This is a genomic window from Candidatus Delongbacteria bacterium (assembly GCA_041675285.1).
GTDB lineage: Bacteria > CAIWAD01 > CAIWAD01 > CAIWAD01 > CAIWAD01 > CAIWAD01.
Genome location: JBAYTZ010000005.1, coordinates 113485 through 134934, shown reverse-complemented (window position 1 = coordinate 134934; position 21450 = coordinate 113485). Strand labels below are relative to the sequence as shown.

Sequence of the window (21450 nt, the reverse complement as noted above, 5' to 3'; positions counted from 1 at the left end):
TCAGGCCTCGCTGGCCTTCAAGCTCTGGCGCAGGGCCTTGCGGCGCTCATTCTCGTCCAACAGGGACTTGCGGATCCGCAGGCTCTCCGGCGTCACTTCCAGGAACTCGTCAGAGGCCAGGAACTCCAGGTTCTCTTCCAAGCTGAAGATGATGGGCGGCGCGATGCGCATGTTGCGGTCCGTGCCCGAGGCGCGCATGTTGGTGAGCTTCTTGCCCTTTTGCACGTTCACGACGATGTCGTCCTCGCGGCAGTGCTCGCCCACCACCTGGCCCGTGTAGATCCGGTCGCCTGGGGCGATGAAAAAGCGGCCGCGATCCTGCAAGGCGTCCAGCGAGTAAGCCACAGCCTCGCCCTCGCCCATGCTGACGATGCTGCCCGACTGGCGGCCGGGGATGCTGCCCTTGAAGAACTCGTACTGCAGGAAGCGGTGGTAGAGGACGATCTCGCCGCCCGTGGCGCGCAGCATGCGGCTGCGGAAGCCGATCAGGCCGCGGCTGGGCATGTGGAACTCGAGCTTGGTGCGCGACTCCCCCGGGTCCATCTTCAGCATTTCGCCGCGGCGCTGGGCCACGGTCTCGATCACCACGCCCACGAAGGGGTTGGCCACGTCGATGGTGAGGACCTCGACGGGCTCGGCCTTCTTGCCGCCGATCTCCTTGTAGATCACCTTGGGCTGGCCCACCATGAACTCGTAGCCTTCCCGGCGCATGTTCTCCATCAGGATGGAGAGGTGCAGGATCCCGCGCCCGCTGACCTTGAAAGCGTCGGCCGAGGCCGTGTCCTCCACGCGCAGGGCCATGTCGCGCTCGCATTCCTTGCGCAGGCGCTCGCGCACCTGGCGGCTGGTGACCAGCCGGCCCTCCTGGCCGTAGAACGGACTGGTGTTCACCATGAAGGTCATGGAGAGGGTGGGCTCGTCCATGGCGATGATCGGCAGGGGCTCGGGGTTCTGCAGGTCGCAGATCGTATCGCCGATGTCCACGCCCTCCAGGCCGATGAGCGCGCAGATCTCGCCGCAGCCCACCAGGTCCTTCTCCCGGCGGCCCAGGTTGTCGAAGACCAGCAATTGCTTGACCGTCCGCGTGACCTGGCTGCCGTCGCGCTTGACCATGGCCACGGTCTCGCCGGCTTTGAGACTGCCGCGGAACAGCCGGCCGATGCCGATGCGCCCCACGTAGTCGCTGTAGTCCAGGGCCGTGATCAGCAGCTGCAGCGGGCCCTCGACGATCTCCGGGGCCGGGATCTCGGCGCGGATGCAGTCCAGCAGGGGATCCAGATTCTCCTGGGGATCTCCCAGATGCCGCACGGCCCAGCCGGCCCGGCCCGAGGCGAAGACCACGGGGAACTCGAGCTGCTTGTCGTTGGCGCCCAGGTCCATGAAGAGTTCGAAGACCTCGTCCACCACCTCCAGCGGCCGGGCGTTGTCGCGGTCCATCTTGTTGATGACCACCACGGGCTTGAGGTGCAGCTGCAGGGCCTTCTGGAGCACGAAGCGGGTCTGGGGCATGGGGCCTTCGAAGGCGTCCACCAGCAGCAGCACGCCGTCGGCCATCTTGAGCACGCGTTCCACCTCGCCGCCGAAGTCCGAGTGGCCCGGCGTGTCGATCAGGTTGATGCGCACGTCCTGCCATTCCACGGAGAGGTTTTTGGACGTGATCGTGATGCCCCGCTCCCGCTCCAGGTCGTTGGAGTCCATCACCCGTTCGCGCACGTGCTGGTTCTCACGGAAGACGTGGCAGTGCTTGAGGATCTCGTCCACGAGAGTGGTTTTCCCGTGGTCGACGTGGGCGATGATGGCCACGTTGCGCAGCGACATGGAACTTCCTTCCAGAAAAGCGCCCGGAGGCGGACCTGCCGGGCGGACAATGACGTGAGACTGCACTCGCAGCCGTCCACAAGGTAGGAAAACGCACCGCCGGAGTCCCCGCGGCCCCGGACTTTCCTTGGCGCAGCTTCAACCCTACCTTGAATCAATGAAAAACAAGCCGTTGAGAGACCCCATGGCCCCTGCCACCCTGGTCGAGGTGCTGGCCCACAGCTGCACGTGTTTTCCGGATCGCCCCGCGCTGCGCGTCAAACGCGACGGCCAGTGGCGGACCTGGACCTACGCCCAGGTGGCGGAGAGCGTGCGAGTGCTGGCCGCGCGCTTCTGGCAACTGGGCCTGCGCGCCGGCGACCGGGTGGGGCTGTGGAGCCCCAACTGCCCCGAGTGGACCCTCTGCGACCTGGCGCTGACGCGCCTGCGCGCCCTGCCCGTGCCGCTCTATGCCTCCAGCGGGTCGGCCCCGGCGGCGGAGATCCTCCGGGACGCGGGCGTGGTCTGCCTGCTGGTGGGCGGCGCCCGGCAGGTGGAACTGGCCCGCAGCCTGCCGGGCGAGTTGGCCGGACTGCGGCGCGTGCGGCTGGACACCGGCCCCGCGGGCCCGGGGGAGACGGCGCTGGCCGAGCTGCTGACGGCTCCCCGGGACCCCGGCGAACTGGCCGCGGCCCTGGCCGCCGTGGAGGCCGGGCTGGCGGACCTGGGTCCGGATGACCTCTGCACGCTGATCTACACCTCGGGCACCTCGGGCGAACCCAAGGGCGTGATGCTTAGCCACGACAACCTGATCCATCAGTTCGAGACGGTGAACCACTTCTATTCCATCGATGAGACCGACCGCTCGCTCTGCTTCCTGCCGCTCAGCCACGTCTTCGAGCGCGCCTGGAGCGGCTACATCCTCTCCCGCGGCGCGGAGAACGTCTACGTGGAGGATCCGCTCCAGGTGGCCGAACTGCTCAAGGAGGTCCGGCCCACCACGCTCTGCAGCGTGCCCCGGCTCTATGAGAAGATCCGCCAAGCCGTCCTGGACAAGGCCGCCCACGCCCCGCGCCACAAGTGCGCCCTGTTCCAGTGGTCCATGCGGGTGGGACTGGCGGCCGGACGGCTGGAGTTGACGGGCCGGCCCCTGCCGCTGGGCCTGGCCTGGCGCCGCCGACTGGCCGACCGGCTGGTGCTGGGCAAACTGCGGGACGCCGTGGGCGGGCCGAAGAAGCTGCTGGTCTCCGGCGGCGCGGCGCTGGATTCCGAGGTCGAGGGCTTCTTCCTGGCCGCGGGCCTGCCCATCTCCCAAGGCTACGGCCTGACGGAGACCAGCCCCATCGTCACCTGCAACCGGCCGGGCGAGATGCGCCCGGGCAGCGTGGGCCGGCCGGTGCCGGGCTGCGAGATCCGCCTGGACCCGGCCAGCGGCGAGATCCTGGTGCGCGGCCGCAACGTCTGCCACGGCTATTGGAACCGGCCCGGGGCCACGGCCCTGGCCTTCGACGAGGGGTGGTTCCGCACCGGGGACGTGGGCGGCCTGGACCCGGACGGCTACCTGAGCATCACCGACCGGATCAAGGACCTGATCATCACCAGCCAGGGCAAGAACATCGCCCCCCAGCGCATCGAGGGCCTGCTGGCCCGGGACGCCTACATCGAGCAGGCCGCCGCCGTGGGCGACGGGCGCAAGTGCGTCACGGCCCTGGTGGTGCCGGTCTTCGAGCGGCTGGAGGCCTTCGCCCGGGAGCACGGCCTGCGCTGGGAGACGCGCGAGCACCTGCTCAAGCTGCCGGAGGTGCTGGACCTGCTGCGCCGGCGCATCGAGGAGCAGACCCGCGAACTCAGCCGCCACGAGATGGTCAAGCGCTTCGCCCTGCTGCCCGAGCTGTTCAGCGAGGCGGCGGGCGAGATCACGCCCACCCTGAAACTGCGCCGCCAGGTGATCCAGACCCGCTACCGCGAGCTTATCGACTCCATGTATCAGGCCCTGGACGACGCGGTGGAGAGCTGCACCGTCGGTTCCCAGCGCCAGAAGAGCTGAAAATCTCACCACAGAGACACAGAGACACAGAGTTCTACTTGTTGGAATTACGCAAGCGGGAGGCCTTAACCTCCCGTTTTTTGATTTCGATGTCGCTGAGTCTCTGTGTCTCTGTGACTCTGTGTTGACTTTCCGCTACCCACGAGCTTCTGAGTCTTCGAGCCTTAGGGTCTTCGTGCTCACGCAGACTCCGGGATGTGTCACACCCGACCCAGGCCGAGACCCATCTACCATCTGTGCCTCTGTGTCTCTGTGGTGAATCTTCCGGGATCAGGTCTTGCGGCGGGCGCGGGGCGCGGGGGACTCGGCCAGGCGCCGCTCCTCGGCGCGGACGGTCTCCAGCAGCTCCGGCAGGTCCAGGGCGGCGGGCTCGCGGCGGGCCAGCTCCTCCAGCACGCGGGCGGCCAATCCCGGATAGCCTTGTTCCAGGTAGATGCGCGCCAGGCGGCGGGTCATCATGCTGCGGGCGTCGAACAGATCCTTGGCCCGGCCGGTCACGCGCCGGTTGGCGTCCTCGGGCAGGCCGTGGGGCAGGTGCAGGGGCCGGGTGAGGCCCTCCAGCCGCTCGGCCTGTTCCAGCAGCTCCTGTTCACGCCCCGCCCGGGGCGGCGGGAGCTCGCCCGGCTCGGACCCATCGGCCTCGTCTTCCTCCTCCAGGATCGCGTCGACAATTTCCTCCGGCCGCTCAGGCTCAGGCAAACCGGACTCCGGCGGAGCGGACTCCACCGGTTCGGGCTCTGATGGAACAGGCGCCTGTGGCGCAGGCTCCAGCAGGTCGGGCGCGGGTACCTCGGCGGATCCGTCCCCGGCGGGCTTGACGTGCTGCTCCAGCAGCCGGCGGAACTGCTCCTCCCGGCGGGCGGCCTCCGCCGCCGTGGGCCGCAGGGCCTGCTCGTACTCGGAGGGACGGCGCAGGCCGGCCTGCTCCATCTCCTGGTTGCGCTGGGGGCTGAACTGGTCCAGATCCCAGACGCGCCGCAGCAGCTCCAAGTGGCGCTCGGGATCCGGACGGGCGGCCTGAAGACGCTGCAGCCAGGCGGCGTGGATTCCCGGCACCTGCCGGCAGATGCGCTCGCGGATCCCCGCCGCCTCGCGCTCCTCGCCCTCCTGGTCCAGGGCCTCGGCCAGCACGAGCCAGCCGCTCAGGTAGTCCTCGTGCTCGCGCGTGCCCTTGCGCAGCAGGGCCAGGGCCTCCCGGCGCCGGCCTCCCGCCAGCAGCAGGCCGGCCAGCCGGGCGAAGAGCCAGGGCCGGGCGGGCAGTTCGCGTTTCAGCTGGCGCATCTGGGCATCCAGCTGGCGGCGGCGCTCCATCACCAGTCCGCCACCAGTTGCTGGTTGATGGCCTCCACCAGCCGGCCCGCCGCCTCGGCGATGGCGTCGCTGCGGGTGGGCGTGCCGTTGGGATCGAAGGTCCCCCACTCGGAGAAGGTGCGGGTCCAGAGGGCCTTCTCCTCCACCTTGTCCCAGAACTCGGCCTTCAGATTGATGGTCAGCCGGACCTGGGTGGTGCGCTCGTCGCTGCCGTAGGCGAAGGGCGCCTCGCTGATCTGGGTGAAGATCAGGCTCAGGCGGCTGTCCGCCGCGGCTTCGTCGGAGACCTTGAGCAGGCCGTCGCGGAGGAAGCGCGCCAGCACCAGGTCGGTGAGTTCCTCGGCCACGCCGAACTCCGCCGTCTGGTTGACGATGGGCGGGATGGAGACGGTCTTCAGGTGGGGCGGCAGCGAACCCTTGAAGGAGTAGGAGCAGCCCGCCAGGAGCAGCAGACCGCCCAGCAGGAGCGGGACAAACGCTTGGAAACGCCGGCGCGGGCCCTGTCTCACAGCTGGTGCCTCCGGATCTTGCGGTAGAGCGTGCGCTCGCTGATGCCCAGGCTGCGCGCCGCCCGGGCCCGGTTGCCGCCGTGGTCGGCCAGCACTTCCCGGATGTGGTCGCGCTCCAACTCATCGACACTCAAGGCCGCCAGATTGATCTGTTCGCCCACCTGGCGCTGCGCCTCGATCTGCTCGCGCACCAGGCCCTTGATCTCGGCCAGTTCGCGCTGCAGGAAGAAGAACATCTGCTGGAGCATCTCCAGGCTCAGCTGGGGCCGGTCCTCCTCCGGCGGCCGCAGGGCCGGCAGGTGGCGCGAGGTGCCCTCCTCCAGCAGCCGCTCGCGCAGCAGGCCGGCGCTGACCGGACCGCCGCCAGCCAGGATCACCAGGGATTCCACCAGGTTTTTCAGCTCGCGCACGTTGCCCTGCCAGTAGTGGGCGGAGAGCAGGTCCAGCGCCTCGGGCTCGAACTCGGCCCGGCGCAGGCGGTTGGCCTCGCAGAAGCGGGCCACGAAGTGTCGCGCCAGTTCGGGGATGTCCTCCCGGCGCTCGCGCAGCGGCGGCAGTTGCACGGCCACGGCCTTGAGCCGGAAGAACAGGTCCTGGCGGAAGCGTCCCCGGGCGGATTCCTGGGCCAGGTCGCGGTTGGTGGCGGCCACCACGCGCACGTTGACCTTGACGGAGGCCTGGCCGCCCACGCGCATGAACTCGCCGGTCTCCAGCACGCGCAGGATCTTGACCTGGGTGAAGAGCGGCATCTCACCGATCTCGTCCAGGAAGATGGTGCCGCCGTCGGCCAGTTCGAACATGCCTTTGCGCTGGCGCTCGGCCCCGGTAAAGGAGCCGCGCTCGTGGCCGAAGATCTCGGATTCGAAGATGCCTTCGGGGATGGCGCCGCAGTTGACCGTGATCAGCGGCCCGGCGGCCCGGCGGCTGTTCTCGTGGATGGCCCGGGCCACCAGCTCCTTGCCCGTGCCGGACTCGCCCATGATCAGGACGGAGAGATCCGTGGGCGCCACCTGCCGGATCAGCGCCGCCACCTGCTGCATGGCCGGGCCGCTGCCCGCCATGCCCACGCTTTCCAGGCCCTCTAGCATCCTCGGGACTCCCAGGACTCAATCCAAAGACCAGGACTCACCACGAAGCACGGGAAGAGAAACGAAGATCACGAAGACCAGAACGGATGAGGATGAACTGCGATGTGCCTGCCGCAGGGCGGGTTCAACGGGTCCAACCCACTCAGATCCCGCGCTTCCCGCCCTTCATCCTCTCTTCGTGTCCTTCGTGGTGAACCGTGCATCTACGCGGCAATCCAGCCCGCGTCAGGAGCCGAAGCGCGAGCGGAACCACTCCGCCGTGCGCACGATCCCCTCCTCGAAGGGGACCCGCGGCTCCCAGCCCAGCAGCTCGCGCGTGGCCTCCCAGGCCAGGCAGCTGGTGCGCTGCTCGCCGGCCAGGGCCGGGCCGTGGGGGGCGGGCCGCGTGCTGCCCAGCGCGCCGGCCAGCAGTTCGTAGAGGCGGTTGACGTCCGTCTCCACGCCCGTGCCCACGTTGGCCGCGCCGCCGCAGTCGGCGGCCAGGGCCAGGCAATTGGCCCGGGCCACGTCCTCTACGTACACGTAGTCGCGGGACTGGGTGCCGTCGCCGTTGATCTGCAGGGGCAGGTTCTCCAGCAGGCGCCGGGCGAAGATCGCCACCACGCCGGCCTCGCCGTGGGGGTTCTGGCGCGGTCCGTAGACGTTGCCGTAGCGCACGGCGAAGGTGGAGAGACCCTGGATCTCGCGGTAGTAGTAGAGGTATTTCTCCACGGAGAACTTGGTGATCCCGTAAGGGCTGATGGGCTGGCAGTCCGCGCCCACCGGCGTGGGCCGCTGCTCGGTGTCGCCGTAGATCGCGCCCCCGGTGGAGCTGAACACGAAGCGCTTCACGCCCGTCCGCCGGCAGGCCTCGAGCAGGTTCAGCGTCCCCAGGATGTTCACGCCCGCGTCGAAGACCGGGTTTTCCACGCTTTTGCGCACGTCGATCTGCGCCGCGCAGTGCATGACCGCGTCGAAGCGCCACTCGGCGAAAAGCTGGGGGATGGTCTCGTCGGCGATGCTCAGGCGCAGCACCTCCGCCTCGGGATTGAGGTTCTCCTCGCGGCCCGTGCTGAAGTCGTCCAGCACCACCACGCGGTGGCCGTCTTTGACCAGGAGGTCCACTGTGGTGGAGCCGATGAAGCCGGCCCCGCCCGTCACAAGAACTTTCATGCGCCAATGTCCTTTCGATAGTGCACGCCCTTGAAGGCCACGCGCTCCGCGGCCGCCAGGGCCCGGGCCCGCGCCTCCGCCGCCGTCGCTCCCAGGGCCGTCAGCCCCAGCACGCGGCCGCCCGCGCTGCAGAGCCGGCCCGCCGCATCCCGGGCCACGCCGGCGGGAAAGGCCAGCAGGCCGGGTTCCGTCAGGCCGTCCAGGCCCTCCAGCCGCTCGCCGCCGCGCACGGGACCCGGATAGCCCGCCGCCGCCAGCACCACGCAGACGGCGCAGCCGGGCTTGAGCGGCGGATCCGCCGCCGCGGGCAAGTGCCCACCGCGCGCGATGCGCTCGGCCCACTCCAGCAGGTCCAGCTCCAACAGGGGCAGCAGGGCCTGGGTCTCGGGATCCCCCAGCCGGCAGTTGAATTCGATCACCCGCGGACCCGCCGACGTCAGCATCAGGCCCAGATAGAGAATGCCGCGATAGGGCCGGCCCTCGGCGGCCATCCCGGCCAGCACGGGCTCGAGGATCTCGCGCCGCACCTGCTTGAGCAGGGCGGGCGTCGCCAGTGGACTGGGAGCCAGCGCGCCCATGCCGCCCGTGTTGGGCCCCGTGTCGCCCTCGCCCACCCGCTTGTGGTCCCGCGCGCTGCCCAGGATCCAGCCGCGCGCGCCGTCGCAGAGCGCGAACACGCTCAGCTCCGGCCCGTTCATCCGCTCCTCGATCACCACGGTGGCTCCGGCCGCCCCGAAGGCGCTGCCGTCGAGCATGGACTCCAGCGCCGCCCGGGCCTCGGGCGCGCTCGCTGGCAGGACCACGCCCTTGCCGGCGGCCAGGCCGCTGGCCTTGAGCACCACGGGCCAGGGGGCCGCGGCCAGGAAGTCCAGCGCCTCGTCCAGCCGGGAAAAAGTGCGATGGGCCGCGGTGGGAATGGCGTGCCTCTCCATGAAGGCCTTGGCCCAGGCCTTGGAACCCTCGAGCTCGGCGGCCAGCCGGGAAGGCCCGAAGGCCGGGATGCCCCGCGCCGCCAGCTCGTCCACCAAGCCGGCCACCAGCGGCTGCTCGGGCCCCACGAAGACCAGATCCACCGCCTCGGCCCGGCAGAACTCCGCCACAGCCAGGCCGTCCAGCGGATCCAGCCCGGGTCGGCAGTCTCCGTCCGTCAGGCCGGGGTTGCCCGGGGCCACGAACAGCTGCCGGCAGAGCGGGCTGCGCGCGAGGGACCAGGCCAGCGCGGCCTCGCGGCCGCCCCCGCCCAGCAACAGGACCCGCATGGCTAGAGCTCCCAGCCCTGCTTCTTGAGGTACTTGGCCGGCGAGGCCAGGAAGCTCTCCCAGTCCTCGTGCAGGCGCAGTTGGGGATAGAGGTCCTTGCCCGCCAGGATCTCCACTCCCTCGTCCAGCCAGGCCTTGGCCTTGCGGTTCTTCTGCAGGGCGCGCGCCAGGCACAGGTAGGCTTCGCGGTTCTCCTCCAGGGCGGCGTGGATCATCCCGCGCTCGAAGGCCAGCACGTGCGGCTCCAGGCTGTAGCGGCGGTCCATGAAGTCGAGGATCCGCTTGGCCTCGTTGGTGGCCGTGCGCTTGAGCAGCAATTGCAGGTAGAGCACGGTGGTGTGCTTCATGGTGCGCCAGTCGCGCCGCGTGCGGGTGGAGTCGTCCACCTTGAAGGGGCGGAAGAAGGCCTCGCGGGCGGCCTCGTACATGCCCTTGCGCTCGGAAAGGATCAGCTCGATCAGGCAGACCTGCCAGTGATCCTTCAGCTCCTTGTAGGGCTCCAGGTCCTTCTGCACGGCGGACGGCTTGTCCTTGAGCGCGCGCGCCTCCAGCTCCGGTCCCGCCTGTTTCTCCCAGACCGCCAGCAGCTTCTTCATCTCGGCCACGTCAGGGTGTTCCGGCTTGCCGTGCTTGAGCGCCCAGGTCCACCAGCCCTTCTGGGCGGCATCCGTCGCGGTCAGCATCATCTGGATCTTCCTCCCGTTACAGTCGCTTCTTCAGCTTTGGCGAGTGGGGCTGCGCCGAGCCTGCAGTTTCTTCATCGCCCGGGACGCGTCGTCCTTGCCCCGGCGTTTGGCCTGCAGGCGACTCTCGGCCTGTCGACCGGTCTGGCGCAGGGGGTCGGGCGCCGGATCCGGGTCCGCCTCCCCGCCGTCCAGGGCGCGCAGGCGATCGCGCAGGCGCGCGGCCCGCTCGAAATCCAGCCGGGCTGCGGCCTCCTCCATCAGGGTGCGCAGCAGCTCGGGATCGCAGCTCTCCTCCACGCCGGCGTAGAGGGCGCCGTCTTCGGCCACCCGGCGCGCCGCGCCCTTGCCCTTGGTGTAGTCCTCGATCTTGCGGGCCTCGTCCAGCACCGTGGTGGTGGCGCGGATCTCATCCTCGCTCTTGCGCACGCTGTGCGGCGTCACGCCGTGGCGCGTGTTCCAGTCCGCCTGGAGCGCCCGGCGCCGCACGGTCTCGGCCAGCACCTGCTCCATGGCCGCGCTGACCCGGTCGGCGTAGAAAATCACCCGGCCCTGTTCGTGGCGCGCCGCCCGCCCGACGATCTGGAACAGGCTGCGCGCGCTGCGCAGGAAGCCTTCCTTGTCGGCGTCCAGCACCACCACCAGAGCCACCTCGGGCAGGTCCAGGCCCTCGCGCAGCAGGTTCACGCCCACCAGCACGTCAAAGACGCCCAGCCGCAGGTCGCGCACCAGTTCCACGCGCTTCAGGCTCTCGATGTCCGAGTGCAGGTAGCGGACGCGGATGCCGCGCCGGCCCAGGAAGGTGGCCAGGTCCTCGGCCATGCGCTTGGTGAGCGTGGTCACCAGCACGCGGTCGCCAGCCTCCGTGCAGCGGCCGATCTCCTCGGCCAGGTCCTCGATCTGGCCCTCGCTGGGCCGCACGTCGATGGCGGGGTCCAGCAGGCCCGTGGGGCGGATCAGCTGCTCGACGTAGACGCCGCCCGTCCGGGCCAGCTCGTAGTCGCCGGGCGTGGCGCTCACGTAGAGCAGGTCCGGCGCCAGCGACTCGAACTCGTCGAAGGTCAGCGGCCGGTTGTCCAGGGCGCAGGGCAGGCGGAAGCCGTAGTCCACCAGGGTCTCCTTGCGCACCCGGTCGCCGCGGTACATGGCCCGCAGCTGGGGCAGGGTGACGTGGCTTTCGTCCACCACCACCAGCAGGTCGTCGGGAAAGTAGTCCAGCAGGCAGGCGGGCCGCGAGCCGGGCTCCCGGCCGTCCAGGTGGCGGCTGTAGTTCTCGATTCCCGAGCAGTAGCCGATCTCGAGCATCATCTCCAGGTCGAAACGCGTGCGCTGCCGCAGGCGGTGGGCCTCCAGGACCTTGCCTTTGGCCTCCAGCTCCGCCAATCGCTCCTCCAGCTCCAGTTCGATCCGCTCCACGGCCCGCTCCAGCGAGGGCCGGTCGGTGACGAAGTGCTTGGCCGGGTAGATGGCCGCCGCGGGCTTCTCCCCCAGCACCTTGCCGGTCAGCGGATCGATGATCTGGATGCGCTGCAGCTCGTCGCCGAAGGTGTCCAGCCGCAGGGCGGTCTCCTCGTAAGCGGGCTGGATCTCCAGCACGTCGCCGTTCACGCGGAAGGTGCCGCGCTCCAGGGCGGCCCCGGCGCGCGTGTAGTGGACGTCCACCAGCCGGCGCAGCAGCTCGCGCCGGTCCAGCTGCTCGCCCTGGCGCACCAGCACAAGTCCCTTGCGGTACTCCTCCGGGTTGCCCAGGCCGTAGATGGCGGACACGCTGGCCACGATCAGGACGTCGCGCCGCTCCAGCAGCGAGCTGGTGGCCTTGAGGCGCAGGCGGTCAATCTCGGCGTTGATGGCCGAGTCCTTCTCGATGTAGGTGTCGCTGCTCGGGAGATAGGCCTCGGGCTGGTAGTAGTCGTAGTAGCTGATGAAGAATTCCACGGCGTTCTGGGGGAAGAAGCCCTTGAGTTCGCCGTAGAGCTGGGCGGCCAGGGTCTTGTTGTGCGAGAGCACCAGGGTGGGCCGGTTCAGGCGGGCCACCAGCTGGGCCACCGTGTAGGTCTTGCCCGAGCCGGTCACGCCCAGCAGCACCTGGGACCGGGCCCGCGCTCCCGGCGGACCGGCGAAGCCTTCCGCCAGTTGCCGGATCGCATCCCCCTGATCGCCGCAGGGCTCGAACTCGCTGATCAGGGTGAAGCCGCCGCTCATCCGCCCTTCCCGACCCGTGCCCGCGCCTGCTGATCAGGCTGGATCGGGCCGTCCGTCAACCACTTCTGTCTCACGCCCAAGATAACAGAATCCCCCCGGCCCACCAAGCGGACCGACCCGGCTCCTGCCAGCTCTGTCAGCTTTGTCAGGGCGTCTCCGGCTGGCGTGACAGGCGATCCCAGTTGTCGGGTGGACAGGGTTCCCCCTGCCCCTTGTGCAGGCAGAGCCCGGCGTTCCAGAGCCAGTCGCTCCAGCGCACCTGCAGGCCGTCGGAGAGCAGGCCGCTCCGGCTGAACAGCTCCACGCTGAACAGGTCGTCGCGCCCCTGGAGCAGCAGTTGCAGCGAACTGAAGGGCGGATCGGCGTCCGGGCAGGTCCAGAGCACCAGGCGCCGGCGCACGTCGGTCGTGTCCTGGCGCAGCAGCGTGGCGCGCACGCCCGGGCAGTCCGTGGAGAGCTGGCGGCCGAACAGGTGCTGGGTGCGGGCCAGGTCGGCGTTCCAGAGGTCGTGCAGGACGGTCACCGTGGCCAGGTCCACGGGCGGTTCGCCCAGCGGCCGGGCGGGCACGAAACTGCGGGTTTCCACGCCCGGGTCGGCCTGGGTCTCCACCAGACTCCAGGCCTCGGCGGCGGGGAACTGCAGCCGCGGCCGCTCCTCGCGGCCGGGCACCCGGCGGACGTCCCGGGCTTCCTGGGGCGTGGGCGTGAGCGGGGCGGCCAGCGCGGAGGCCGACAGGGCGGCCAGCGCTAGAAGCAGCGTCAGCCGGCGGATGGGGGAAAGACGCATGGAGTCTCCTTTCGCCCCAATGTACCAACCGGCTGCCCGTCCGGGGCGCTTCCCCGCTGGCCCGGCTTTGTTATCCTCAGCCGTCGCCCGCGAAGCAGGGATCGCTCCGCGGGCGCTTTCATCCTCAGCCAAGGGGACTCCATGTCCGGCACCCTCCGCCTCCGGCCCGTCCGCCAGCGCCTGATTCGTCTGTCCGCCCTCGTGGCGGGGTGGTCCCGCGGCTGGGCGCTGCTGCCCGCACTCCTGCTGCTCTCTCCGGCCGTCCGCGGCGAAGGGCCGCACCCTGTGTCCGGGCCGGCGCCCGCCCAGGCGGCGGTGGTGGCGGCCCATCCCCTGGCCGCGGAGGCCGGAGCGGCCGTGCTGCGCGAAGGCGGCACGGCGGCGGACGCCACCGTGGCGGCGGCCCTGGTGCTGGCCGTGGTGGAGCCCCAGGCCAGCGGACTGGGCGGCGGCGGCTTCGCGCTGGTGCTCGCCCCGGACGGCACCGCCGAGACCCTCGACTTCCGCGAGCAGGCGCCCCGGGGCCTGCAGGCCGCGGCCTTCTTCGATCCGGCCGACTCCCTCCATGCGGCGCGCTCCCACGGCGGGACGGCCGTGGCCGTGCCCGGAACCGCCGCCGGCCTGGCCCTGCTCCACGAACGCCACGGCCGTCTGCCCCTGGCGCGCTTGGTGGAACCGGCCCTGCGCCTGGCCCACGGCTACCCGGTGAGCCGCTCGCTGGCCGCACTGGTGGCCGAGCGCGCCGGGCTCTTCCTGACGGACTCCACCTTCGCCGGACTCTACCTCAAGGACGGCCTGCCGCCCATGGAGGGCGACACGCTGGCCAACCCCGGCCTGGCCCGGGTGCTGGAGGAAATCGCCCGCGAGGGCTTCTCGGCCTTTCCCGCCCGCCACGCCGAGGCCCTCAGCCGGGCCGTGAAAGAGGCTGGCGGCTGGCTGGAATCCGACGAGCTGACGGGTTACCAGGCCATCCTGCGCGGCACCATCTCCAGCGACTGGCGCGGCTACCGGCTGGTGGGGCCGCCGCCGCCGGCCACGGGCGCCCTGGCCGTGATGCAGACCCTGGAGATCCTCGAGCCGCTGGATCTGGCGGCCCTGGACGAGCCCACCCGCCTGCACGTGCTGAGCGAGGCCCTGCGCAAGGCCCTGCGTGACCGGGCCGCCCGCAGCGCCGATCCCGCCTTCCACGATACCCCGCTGGACAGCCTGCTCAGCCCCGCGCTGGCCCGGGAGGTCCTGGCCCAGATCCACCCCGACGGCATCCACGCCGTCTGGCCCGCGCTGGGCTCCCGCGCGCTCTGGAGCGAAGAACCCGTCGCGCGTCCCGGCCAGTCGCCCCGGGACAAGGGCAACACCACGCACATCTCGGTCTGGGACGCGGAGGGCCGCCTGGTCAGCCTCACCCAGAGCCTCAACTACTTCTTCGGCGCCGGCGTGGCCGCGGACGGCATCCTGCTCAACAACCAGATCGACGACTTCAGCTGGGAGCCGGACAGCCCCAACGCGCCGGAGCCGGGCAAGCGGCCGCGCAGCAGCATGGCGCCGCTCATCGTGTTGAAGGACGGGGCCCCCGTGCTCTGCCTGGGCACGCCGGGCGGCCTGCGCATCCCGTCCAGCATGAGCGAGATCCTGGTCAACCACCTGCAACTGGGCCAGCCCCTCCAGGCGGCCATCGAGGCTCCGCGCTGGTATCCGGCGGGCACCACGCTGGTCTGGGAACCGCGCTTCGCGCCGGAGACCGGCCCCGCCCTGGAGCGCATCGGCTACCGGCTCTATCCGATGGGTCCCATGGACGCCTTCTTCGGCGGCGCCCACGGCATCGCCCGGGTGGCGGACGCCCAGGGCCGGAGCGGGCTGGAGGGCGCGGCGGATCCGCGCCGGGACGGTCAGGCCGTGCTGGTGCGGCCCTGATGTCCGCCCGGGGGAGCCGCTGGATGCCCGGCAAGACGGCGAGCCTGCTGGCAGGTCTGCTACTGCTCGTGGCGCTCGGTCCGACCACGGCCCAGGCGGCCATCAGCGAGGCCCAGCTCCGGCGCGCCGAGCGCTCCTGGCTCGAGGCCAGCGGCTGGGTGCTGGCCCGGCGCCGGGCCGCGGGCTGTTGGGACGCCGGACTCGATCCGGCCCTGAGCGGCCTGATCGGCGGCGCGGACGGCATCTTCACTACCTCGCTGGGCCAGAAGGAGGCCAAGCAGACCGCCGCCCAGAGCGGCTGGTGCCGCGTGGTGGCCTGCCTGCTGGACAGCCTGCGCATCGGTCCCCGGGACACCGTCGCCGTCACCATGACCGGCTCCTTTCCCGGCCTGAACCTGGCCGTCCTGCTGACCCTGGAGGCGGGCGGAATCCCCTACCGCAGCGTGGCCAGCCTCGGTGCCTCCACCTACGGCGCCAACGACTCCACCTTCAACTGGCCCCTCGTGGAAGGCTGGCTGCGCCAGCGCGGCCTGCTGCGCCAGGGATCGTGCGTCGTCACTCCCGGCGGCAGCGGCGACCGCTTGAACGGCCTGCCCCTGGAGACCCAGCGCGCCGCCGAGGCCGTGCTGCGCGCCACGCCCGCCAGCCTGCACCCCAGCAACCTGCCCCAGGCCGTGGAGCTGCGCCGGGAGGCCCTGGGCCCGCGCGAGCACCTGGCCCTGTTGATCAACGTGGGCGGCGGGCATCCCGTGATGGGCGGCAACGACTACGGCCGCACCGTGCCCGGCGGCCTGCTGGGCGACGCGGACGGCCCGGGCGACCCGGGTGAATCGGGCAGCGAGGGCGAGGTCGGCACCAAAGGCGTGCTCCAGCTCTTCCACGAAGAGGGGCTGCCCGTGCTGCACTTCATCGACATCGTCCGGCTGGCCCGCCGCTGGGGCTTGCCCAGCCCGCCCCAGAGCGCGCAGACGCCCCCCGAGGTGGCCCGGGGCTGCCGGCCCGCGCCCGCCACCACGCGCCGGGGAGAGCGGCGATGAACCTCTGGCCGCTGGGGCTGATGGTCCTGCTCTTCATCCTGCTCTTCGCGCGTCTGCGCTGGCCGCTGGGGCTGGCCCTGGCCGCCGCCGCGCTGGCGGGCGGACTGCTGCAGGGCGTGCCGCTCACGACGGTGGAGCAGGGCGGCCTGCCCATCCCGGGCTCCTCCATCTGGCGGCACCTGGTGGAGGGCGGCTTCGTCTACATCGATCCGATCCTGATCATGGTGACGGCCTTTTTCTTCATGAAAGTGATCGAGGAGAACGGCCTGCTCTCCGCCCTGACCTGGTGGATCCTCAAGGGACTGGGGCGCCGGCCCGCCCTGCTGGCCACGGCCCTGGGCCTGTTCGTGGCCTTCCCCGGCATGCTGACGGGCCTCAGCACGGCCTCCGTGCTCACCACCGGGGCCATCGCCGCGCCGCCGCTCTTGCGGATGGGCCTGGACCGCCGCCGGGCCGGGGCCTTCGTGGCCGTGGCCTCGATCCTCGGCGTGGTGGCGCCGCCGGTCAACCTGCCCGCCATGATCATCTGCGCCGGGGTGGACATGCCCTACCTGGGTTTCATGCTGCCCCTGCTGGTACTCGCGCTGCCCCTCTTGGTGGTCTGCTCTCTCTGGCTGGCCTGGAAGCCCCTGCGGAGCGGGGATCCCGCCGCCGCCCTGGAGGCCGTGGAGCGCGGCCCGCTGGACCGCCACGGACCGCGCCTGCTGCTGCCCCTGCTGCTCATCGCCCTGCTGATGGGCGGACCGCGCCTCTTCCCGGCCTGGTGGGCCTCACCGGGCATGCCCGTCGTGCTGCTGGCCGGCTCGCTGCTGGGGCTGGTGACCGGCGATCGCGTGCGGGTGGGGGCCGCGGCCTGGGCCGCCCTGCGTCAGGCCCTGCCCGTGATGGGCATCCTGGTGGGCGTGGGCTGCTTCATCCAGATCCTGACCCTGACCGGCCAGCGCGGCGAGCTGGTCCTGACGGTGCTGCAATTGCCGGCCTGGGCCGCCTGGCTGGGCATCGCCGTCTCGCTGCCGGCCTTCGGGGCCGTCTCGGCCCTGGGCAGCGCCAGCGTGCTGGGCGTGCCCTTCCTGCTGGCCCTGCTGGGGCGGCCGGAGATCTGGGTCTGCGCCGGGCTCTCGCTGTTGGCCGCGCTGGGCGACCTGATGCCCCCGGCCTCGCTGGCCTGCAATTTCTCCGCCCAGGTCACGGGCGAACCCGACTATTTCCGCGTGCTGCGGCGCTGCCTGGCCCCGGCCCTGCTCTGCGCGCTCTGGGCCCTGGCCGTGATGGCCGCCAGCCCCTGGCTGGTCCAACTGCTGCAGGGGAGCTGAGATGCTGTTCTGGCTCTACTGGGGAATGACCGCGCTGGTGGCCGCCGGCCTGCTGCGCCTGCTCTGGCGCAGCCCCGACTGGCGTGAACAGGCGTTGGCCGCGCTGGTGCTGGTGCCGCTCTTGTTGCGCGTGTGGCTGCTCAAATGATGAAGCTCCCCGCCATCCCGCCGCGCGCCCGCGCGTGGCTCTTGCTGATCGGTGTAGCGCTGCTGGCCGCGCTTGCCGGGCGGGACTTCCTGGCCCAGCGCCAGCCGGAAGTCCTCCGGCCCTCCGGCGGCCTGGGTGAAGTGCGTCGGCTCTCCGAGTGGCACGCGCCCCTGGCGGGCAGCCGGGGCGACACGGAACTCTACCGCTTCGTGGGCGCCGAGCCCGGCGGACGCGTGCTGGTGCTGGGCGGCACGCACCCCAACGAGCCGGCGGGCTTCTTGGCCGCCGTCCTGCTGGTGGAAAACCTCCAGGTCGAGCGGGGGGAGATCTGGGTGCTGCCCCGGGCCAATGCCTCGGCCTTCACGGCCACGGATCCCCAGGAGGGCACGCCCCAGCGGCTCGTGCTGCCCGCCGCCGACGGCCGGCCGCGCTGGTTCCGGGTGGGCGGCCGGGCCACCAACCCGCTGGACCAGTGGCCGGACCCGGAGATCACCGTGCACCGGCCCAGCCTGCAGGCCCTCTCGGGCATCGAGACCCGCAACCTGAACCGCAGCTACCCGGGCCGGGCGGACGGCAGCTTCACCGAGCAGGTGGCCTTCACCATCCGCAGCCTGCTGGAGCGCGAGCACTTCGATCTGGTGGTGGACTTCCACGAGGCGGCCATCGAATATCCCGTGGTCAACGCCATCGTGGCCCACGAGCGTGCGGGCGACCTGGCGGCCATGGCCGTGCTGGGGCTGGAGATGAACGGCGTGGACATCGCCCTGGAACCCAGTCCGCTCAACCTGCACGGGCTCAGCCACCGCGAGCTGGGCGACCACGTGCCCGGCCTGCGCGCCGTGCTCTACGAGAGCGCCAACCCGGGCCAGGGCCGCCTGCGCGGCCGGACGGACGCGGCGCAGATCCTCGAGGGCCGCGATCCCTGCTACCTGGCCGCCCAGGACATTCCCGGGATGAACAAGGTCCCGGTGGACTCGACGGGCCTGCCGCTCTGGCTGCGGGTGGGCCGGCACCTGGACGCGCTGCGCGAGACCCTGCTGGCGCTGGAGCTGGTGGATCCCGAGCGCCCCGTCAGCGCCACGGGCCTGCCCAGCCTGGACGACCTGCGCACCCGCGGCCTCTCGCCCTGGCTCGCCCCGGCACCCTGATTTTTGTCAGACGGACACGAAGAGCACGAAGCTTCACGAAGAGCGGGAAGACAATTAAGAAAGAGGGAGACGCCAATCTCCCTCTTCTAAAAATGCTCCGTGCTCTTCGTGCTTCTCCGTGCCCTTCGTGTCCGTTCCCGTGTCCGTCCCCGAGGATTAGCCACGCAGAGCCGCGTAGCGGCCGTTCACCAGGCCCGCCGGGCGCACGCGGAAGGACTTGCCTTCCCAGGGGCTGTTGACGCCCAGGGTCAGGGCCTCGGCGCCGCGATAGGTCCAGGCGCAGTCCAAGTCCAGGATGGTCAGCTCCGCCGGGGCCCCCGCCTCGAAGGAGGCCGGCGGCAGGCCCAGCACGCGCCGGGGACCCGCGCTGAACAGCTCCAGCAGCCGCTCCAGCGAGCAGATCCCGCTCTCCACCAGGGCCTGGTGGGCCACGGCGAAGGCCGTCTCCAGGCTGGCGCAGCCGAAGGGGCAGAGGGGGTACTCGCGGTCCAGTTCGTCGAACTCGGCGGGCCGGTGATCGCTGCAGATGGCGTCCAGCACGCCGCCGGCCACGGCCTCCAGCAGGGCCTGGCGGTCCTCCTCCGGCCGGAGCGGGGGCACCAGCCGCGCGCTGGGATCGAAGTCCAGGCAGCGTTCGTGGGTCAGGGCCAGGTGCTGCGGGCTGCAGTCCGCACTGACCCGCACGCCGCGGGAGCGGGCCTGGCGCAGCAGCTCCACGCTCTCGCGCGTGCTGATCAACTGCAGGTGCAGGGCGGCCTGCTCGAACTCGGCCAAGCGGATGCCCAGCTGCACGCCCAGGTCCTCGGCCAGCCGCGGCTCGCCTTTCAGGCCCATTCGCAGGGCCACCGGGCCCTCGTGCACGTCACCGCCCGCCAGGCTGCGCTCGCGCGCCAGCTCGAACAGGGGCAGGCCGAACATCCGGCTGTAGCTGAGCGCGCCACGCAGCGCGGCGCCGCCTTGCAGGCCGCGGTTGCCCTCGCAGAAGCCCGCCACGCCCGCCCGGGCCAGCTCGCCCATGTCCGCCAGCCGCTCGCCCTTCAGGCCGGCCGTCACCGCGCCCAGGGGCAGCAGGGTCACCGCGTGCTCCTCGGCGCGGGCCAGCAGGGCCGTCACGGCCCCGGCGTGGTCGCAGACCGGCGTGGCCTCCGGCGTCACGCAGATGGCCACGTAGCCGCCCGCCGCCGCGGCGTCCAGGCCGCTCTCCACGGTCTCGCGATCCTCGCGGCCGGGCTCGCCCAACCGGACGCGCAGATCCACGAAGCCGGCCACCACGGTCAGGCCCTCCAGCTCCAGGACCTCGGCCTCCGCCGCCTCCAGGGCCGGGCCGCGCCGGACGATCATCCCGTCCTCGATCAGCAGGTCCGCGCGCTCGTCCAGGCCACTGGCGTGGTCCAGCAGGCGCGCGCCCTTCAGCAGCAGGCGCTCGGCCTCGAATTGATGCAGCTCAGTGCTCACGCGTCTTGCCTCCCAGCAGCAGATAGAGTACCGCCATGCGCACGGCCACGCCGTTGGTGACCTGCTCGAGAATGATGCTGCGGCCGCTGTCGGCCACCTCGCTGGAGATCTCCACCCCGCGGTTGATCGGCCCGGGGTGCAGAATCACCAGTTCGTCGGAGGCGTGGCGGTCCAGCCGGTCCATGGTCACGCCGAACTCCTCGTGGTATTCGCGCAGGCTGGGGAAGTGGTGCGCGTTGTGGCGCTCCAGCTGGATGCGCAGGACGTTGAGCACGTCGCTGTTCTCCAGCGCCTCCTCCACGTTCCAGAACACCTCCACGCCCAGCTCCTCGATGTGGCGCGGGATCAGCGGCGCCGGTCCGCAGACCTGGACGTGGGCGCCCAGCTTCTGCAGGCCGTAGATGTTGCTCAGGGCCACGCGGCTGTGCAGGATGTCCCCCACCAGCGTGACGCGCTTGCCGCGCAGGTCGCCCAGCCGGCGCCGCAGGCTCAGGAGGTCCAGCAGCGCCTGGGTGGGATGCTCGTGGGCGCCGTCGCCGGCGTTGATGATCACGCTCTCCAGGCAGCGGCTCAGGAAGAGGCAGGATCCCGGCGCGCTGTGGCGCATCACCACCGCGTCGATCTTCATGGCTTCGATGTTGGCCGCCGTGTCGCGCAGGGTCTCGCCCTTCTGCGTGCTGCTGGAGCTGGCCGAGAAGTTTACCGTGTCCGCGGACAGCCGCTTCTCGGCCATCTCGAAGGAAATCCGCGTGCGGGTGGAGTTCTCGAAGAACAGGTTGACCACCGTGATGCCGCGCAGGGTGGGCACCTTCTTGATGGGCCGCTCCAGCACTTCCAGGAAGCTCTCCGCCGTGTCGAGGATCAGCGTGATCTCGTCGGCGCCGTAGTCCTCCAGCCCCAGCAGGTGCTTGTGCCGCAGACCCACGGCGGCCGTCTCGGGCTCCAGGGCGGCCCGCCCGGTCTCGTTCCCGATACTGCTCATGCCTCCTCCTCCACGCGCTCCACCAGCCAGACGGCGTCCTCGCCGTCCACCTCGCTCATCTTCACGCGCACCTCCTCGCCGATGGAGGTGGGCACGTTCTTGCCCACGAAATCCGGCCGGATGGGCAGCTCGCGGTGCCCGCGGTCCACCAGCACGGCCAGCTGGATGCGCGCCGGCCGGCCCAGGTCCATCAAGGCATCCAGGGCCGCGCGCACGGTGCGCCCGGTGTAGAGCACGTCGTCCACCAGCACCAGGTTGACCCCGTGGATGTCGAAGTCGATGTCCGTGGCCTGCACCTCGGGCTGCTTGAGCTTGAGCCGCCAATCGTCCCGGTAGAAGGTGACGTCCAGGCTGCCCAGCGGCGGCGCGCTGCCCTCGATCTCGCGAATGCGCTCGCGCAGCCGCTTGGCCAGGTGCACGCCGCGGGTCTGCATGCCCACCAGGGCCAGGCCCTCCAGCCCGCGGTTCTTCTCGATGATCTCGTGGGCCAGCCGCGTGATGGTGCGGGCCAGGCCCGCCTCATCCACCAGCTGGGCCTTGCGACGGAAGGTCATGCCGCCTCCTTTCGCCGGATGTCCGGCCACAAAAAAGCCGGCGCCGCGCTGGGCGGTCCGGCTGGAA

At 71.0% G+C, this 21450-nt stretch carries 18 protein-coding genes; 6 read left to right on the top strand and 12 right to left on the bottom strand.

Going from position 1 to position 21450, the window contains the following annotated elements; genetic code table 11:
- Positions 1-1818 (bottom strand): translational GTPase TypA, encoded by a 1818-nt coding sequence (gene typA, locus WC326_06660; GenBank protein ID MFA7330740.1) that lies wholly within the window; start codon positions 1816-1818, stop codon positions 1-3.
- A gap of 184 nt (positions 1819-2002) precedes the next feature.
- On the opposite strand from typA, the gene WC326_06655 reads away from it, so the two are divergent.
- Positions 2003-3844, top strand: a complete 1842-nt coding sequence (locus WC326_06655) for a long-chain fatty acid--CoA ligase (protein MFA7330739.1) — start codon at positions 2003-2005, stop codon at positions 3842-3844.
- A gap of 270 nt (positions 3845-4114) precedes the next feature.
- On the opposite strand, the gene WC326_06650 is transcribed toward WC326_06655, so the two are convergent.
- The 8 genes from WC326_06650 to WC326_06615 all read right to left on the bottom strand — a co-directional run bounded on the left by WC326_06650 (position 4115) and on the right by WC326_06615 (position 12835).
- Complete coding sequence (locus WC326_06650) at positions 4115-5155, bottom strand: hypothetical protein (GenBank protein MFA7330738.1); 1041 nt, start codon at positions 5153-5155, stop codon at positions 4115-4117.
- Positions 5155-5664: an LptE family protein gene (locus tag WC326_06645; GenBank protein ID MFA7330737.1), complete on the bottom strand. Its 510-nt coding sequence runs from the start codon at positions 5662-5664 to the stop codon at positions 5155-5157. The genes WC326_06650 and WC326_06645 overlap by 1 nt, the downstream gene beginning before the upstream one ends.
- Positions 5661-6752, bottom strand: a complete 1092-nt coding sequence (locus WC326_06640) for a sigma-54 dependent transcriptional regulator (protein ID MFA7330736.1) — start codon at positions 6750-6752, stop codon at positions 5661-5663. The genes WC326_06645 and WC326_06640 overlap by 4 nt, the downstream gene beginning before the upstream one ends.
- Before the next feature lie 225 nt (positions 6753-6977).
- Positions 6978-7904: an NAD-dependent epimerase/dehydratase family protein gene (locus WC326_06635; protein ID MFA7330735.1), complete on the bottom strand. Its 927-nt coding sequence runs from the start codon at positions 7902-7904 to the stop codon at positions 6978-6980.
- On the bottom strand, positions 7901-9163 hold the full coding sequence (purD, locus tag WC326_06630) for a phosphoribosylamine--glycine ligase (protein ID MFA7330734.1): 1263 nt from the start codon (positions 9161-9163) through the stop codon (positions 7901-7903). The genes WC326_06635 and purD overlap by 4 nt, the downstream gene beginning before the upstream one ends.
- A gap of 2 nt (positions 9164-9165) precedes the next feature.
- Positions 9166-9849: a hypothetical protein gene (locus WC326_06625; GenBank protein ID MFA7330733.1), complete on the bottom strand. Its 684-nt coding sequence runs from the start codon at positions 9847-9849 to the stop codon at positions 9166-9168.
- 30 nt (positions 9850-9879) lie between these two features.
- Positions 9880-12048 (bottom strand): excinuclease ABC subunit UvrB, encoded by a 2169-nt coding sequence (uvrB, locus tag WC326_06620; protein MFA7330732.1) that lies wholly within the window; start codon positions 12046-12048, stop codon positions 9880-9882.
- A 145-nt stretch (positions 12049-12193) separates the two neighbouring features.
- Positions 12194-12835 (bottom strand): hypothetical protein, encoded by a 642-nt coding sequence (locus WC326_06615; GenBank protein ID MFA7330731.1) that lies wholly within the window; start codon positions 12833-12835, stop codon positions 12194-12196.
- 141 nt (positions 12836-12976) lie between these two features.
- Between WC326_06615 and ggt the strand changes: the two genes are divergently transcribed.
- The 5 genes from ggt to WC326_06590 are packed head-to-tail and all read left to right on the top strand — an operon-like array spanning position 12977 to position 18392.
- On the top strand, positions 12977-14746 hold the full coding sequence (gene ggt, locus WC326_06610) for a gamma-glutamyltransferase (GenBank protein ID MFA7330730.1): 1770 nt from the start codon (positions 12977-12979) through the stop codon (positions 14744-14746).
- A gap of 23 nt (positions 14747-14769) precedes the next feature.
- Positions 14770-15783, top strand: a complete 1014-nt coding sequence (pgsW, locus tag WC326_06605; GenBank protein MFA7330729.1) for a poly-gamma-glutamate system protein — start codon at positions 14770-14772, stop codon at positions 15781-15783.
- The gene (locus tag WC326_06600; protein ID MFA7330728.1) at positions 15780-17096 is read left to right on the top strand and encodes a TRAP transporter large permease subunit; all 1317 of its coding nucleotides are present in this window, start codon (positions 15780-15782) and stop codon (positions 17094-17096) included. The genes pgsW and WC326_06600 overlap by 4 nt, the downstream gene beginning before the upstream one ends.
- 1 nt (position 17097) lies before the next feature.
- On the top strand, positions 17098-17244 hold the full coding sequence (locus WC326_06595) for a hypothetical protein (protein ID MFA7330727.1): 147 nt from the start codon (positions 17098-17100) through the stop codon (positions 17242-17244).
- Complete coding sequence (locus WC326_06590; GenBank protein ID MFA7330726.1) at positions 17241-18392, top strand: succinylglutamate desuccinylase/aspartoacylase family protein; 1152 nt, start codon at positions 17241-17243, stop codon at positions 18390-18392. The genes WC326_06595 and WC326_06590 overlap by 4 nt, the downstream gene beginning before the upstream one ends.
- A gap of 156 nt (positions 18393-18548) precedes the next feature.
- On the opposite strand, the gene WC326_06585 is transcribed toward WC326_06590, so the two are convergent.
- From WC326_06585 to pyrR, 3 genes are read right to left on the bottom strand one after another with little or no spacing between them, the layout of a single operon-like run.
- The gene (locus WC326_06585; protein ID MFA7330725.1) at positions 18549-19847 is read right to left on the bottom strand and encodes a dihydroorotase; all 1299 of its coding nucleotides are present in this window, start codon (positions 19845-19847) and stop codon (positions 18549-18551) included.
- Entirely contained in the window at positions 19837-20829 is a 993-nt protein-coding gene (locus tag WC326_06580) for an aspartate carbamoyltransferase catalytic subunit (protein ID MFA7330724.1), read from the bottom strand. The genes WC326_06585 and WC326_06580 overlap by 11 nt, the downstream gene beginning before the upstream one ends.
- A complete protein-coding gene (pyrR, locus tag WC326_06575; protein ID MFA7330723.1) occupies positions 20826-21383 on the bottom strand; it encodes a bifunctional pyr operon transcriptional regulator/uracil phosphoribosyltransferase PyrR in 558 nt (185 codons plus the stop codon). The genes WC326_06580 and pyrR overlap by 4 nt, the downstream gene beginning before the upstream one ends.
- Positions 21384-21450 lie beyond the last annotated feature (67 nt).